Source organism: Streptomyces sp. NPDC050528 (assembly GCF_044457795.1).
Lineage (GTDB): Bacteria > Actinomycetota > Actinomycetes > Streptomycetales > Streptomycetaceae > Streptomyces.
Genome location: NZ_JBITHH010000034.1, coordinates 1 through 2759 on the forward strand (window position 1 = coordinate 1; position 2759 = coordinate 2759).

General features: G+C 66.3%; 1 protein-coding gene. It reads left to right on the forward strand.

Annotation, left to right across the window (positions count from 1 at the left end; all coding sequences use genetic code 11):
- Nucleotides 1–18: 18 nt before the first annotated feature.
- A partial coding sequence (locus ACIBK4_RS50445; RefSeq protein ID WP_399006963.1) for a condensation domain-containing protein occupies nt 19–2759 on the forward strand: 2741 nt, incomplete at its 3' end.

Sequence of the window (2759 nt, forward strand, 5' to 3'; positions counted from 1 at the left end):
CCGGTTCCGGTGGGTGTGGTGGGTGAGTTGTATGTGGCGGGTGCTGGGGTGGCGCGGGGTTATGTGGGGCGGGTGGCGCTGACGGCGGAGCGGTTTGTGGCGTGTCCGTTCGGTGTGGGTGAGCGGATGTATCGGACCGGTGACCTGGTCAGGTGGAATCCCGATGGGCAGTTGGTGTTCGTCGGTCGTGTGGATGAGCAGGTGAAGGTTCGTGGGTTCCGGATTGAGCCGGGTGAGGTGGAGGCGGTTCTGCGGGCCCAGCCTGGGGTTGCTCAGGCGGCGGTGATCGTCCGGGAGGACACCCCTGGTGACAAGCGGCTCGTCGCCTACATCGTTCCGTCTGATGTGGATGTCCTTGTTGGTGATCTGCCTGCTCTGGTGCGGGAGTTGGCGGGGGCGCGGTTGCCGGACTACATGGTGCCCTCCGCTGTGGTGGTGCTTGATGAGTTGCCGTTGACGGTGAACGGGAAGCTGGATCGGCGGGCGTTGCCGGCACCGGATTACGCCGAGGGCGCGGGCGGAGGCCGGGGTCCGGTCACGGTGCAGGAGGAGATCCTGTGCGAGCTGTTCGCGCAGGTCCTCGGTGTGGACTCGGTCGGGGTGGATGACGACTTCTTCCGGTTGGGTGGGCATTCGTTGTTGGCGGTGCGGTTGGTGGAGCGGCTTCGTGGGCGGGGTGTGTCGGTGTCGGTGCGGGCGTTGTTCGAGGCGCCGACGCCGGCGGGGTTGGCCGAGGCGGCGGCAGCCGAGCCGGTGGTGGTGCCGGAGAACCTGATCCCGGTGGGCGCGGAGCGGATCACGGCCGACATGCTGCCGTTGGTGGACCTGTCCGACACCGACGTCGAGCGGATCGTTGCCGGGGTCGAGGGTGGCGCGGCGAACGTGGCGGACGTGTACCCGCTGGCCCCGCTGCAGGAAGGCCTGCTCTTCCACCACCTCATAGCCGACGGGGGCAAGGACCCGTACGTGACGATGATGGTGTTGCAGTTCGATGCGCGGGCGCGGCTTGATGGGTTTGCTGAGGCGTTGCAGCGGGTGGTGGATCGGCATGACATCTATCGCACGGCGGTGGTGTGGGAAGGGTTGAGCGAGCCGGTACAGGTGGTGCTGCGGGACGTGGAACTGCCGGTGGTGACCCATGTCCTCGACGGTGCCGAGGCTGATCCGGCGGCGGCGTTGGTCGAGTTGGTCGGCTCGGGGATGGATCTGGGGCGGCCGCCGTTGATGGATCTGCACATCGCCCAGGTCGAAGACGGGCGTTGGCTGGGGTTGCTGCGGATGCACCACATGGTGCTCGATCACCAGGGCATGGATGTGCTGCTCGGGGAGTTGCGGGCGATTCTCACCGGGCAGGACGGCGAGCTGGCGCCGGCGTTGCCGTTCCGGAACTTCGTTGCTCAGGCTCAGAGTGTTTCCCGTGAGGAGCATGAGCGGTTCTTCGCCGAGCTGTTGGGGGATGTGACCGAGCCGACCGCGCCGTATGGACTGATGGACGTCCGCGGCGACGGAGCGAAGACCGTGATCGCGGACGTGCCGGTGCCGCAGGAATTGGTTGACCAACTGCGTGATGTGGCGCGGCAGTTGGGCGTGAGTGTGGCCACGGTGTTGCACGTCGCGTGGGCGCGGGTGCTCGGTGTGTTGTCGGGTCGTGATGACGTGGTGTTCGGCACGGTGTTGTTCGGGCGGATGAATGCCGGTGCCGGTGCCGACCGGGTGGTGGGTCCGTTCATCAATACGTTGCCGGTGCGGGTGCGGACCGATCAGGTCGGGGTTCGTGCTGCGGTGGAGCAGATGCGGTCCCAGCTCGCGGCGTTGCTGGAGCATGAGCACGCACCGTTGGCGGTGGCGCAGCAGGCCAGCGGCATCGAGGAGAACGCGCCTCTGTTCACCTCACTGTTCAACTACCGCCACAGTTCACGGGACGGCGCGGACCGAGAAGGCGAGGCGCAGGAGCAAGGGATAGACGGGATCCAGCGGGTCTACCTCAAGGTCCGGAACAACTACCCGCTGACCATGTCCGTCGACGACATCAATACCGGTGCGTTGAGCTTGAGTGTTCAGGCGGTCGATTCTGTCGACCCGTACGCGGTGGGACGGTTGTTTGGTACCGCGGTGGAGAACCTTGTCGCCGCGTTGAGTGAGGCTCTGCACGACGGCGCGGACCTTCCGGTGCGGGCGGTTGACGTGCTTGATGACCGGCAGCGGGAGCAGTTGCTGGTCGAGTGGAACGACACAGCGGTGGAGGGTGTGGATTCCACGGTGCAGGGGTTGTTCGAGGCGCAGGTGGTGCGGACGCCGGATGCTGCAGCGGTGGTGGGTGACGGTACCGAGCTGACGTATGCGGAGTTGGATGCGCGTGCGAATCGGGTGGCTTGGTATCTGCGTGGGGTTGGCGTGGGTTCTGGGTCGCTCGTGGCCGTGGTGATGGAGCGTGGTGTGGATGTGTTGGTGGCGTTGTTGGGGGTGCTGAAGGCGGGGGCTGCGTATGTGCCGGTTGATCCCCAGTACCCGATGCAGCGGGTGGCGTTCATGCTGGCGGACAGTGGTGCTGAGTGTGTGTTGACGTCGGTGGCGTGTGCGTCGTTGGTGGCGGAGTCGGTGTCGGAGCAGGTGCCCGTGGCGGTGGTGGACGAGCCGTCTGTCGCCGCGGTGATCGCTGCTTGCCCGGATGGTCGGCCGTCGGTTGTGGTGGATCAGGGTGGGTTGGCGTATGTGATGTATACGTCGGGGTCGAGTGGGGTGGCGAAGGGTGTGGGGGT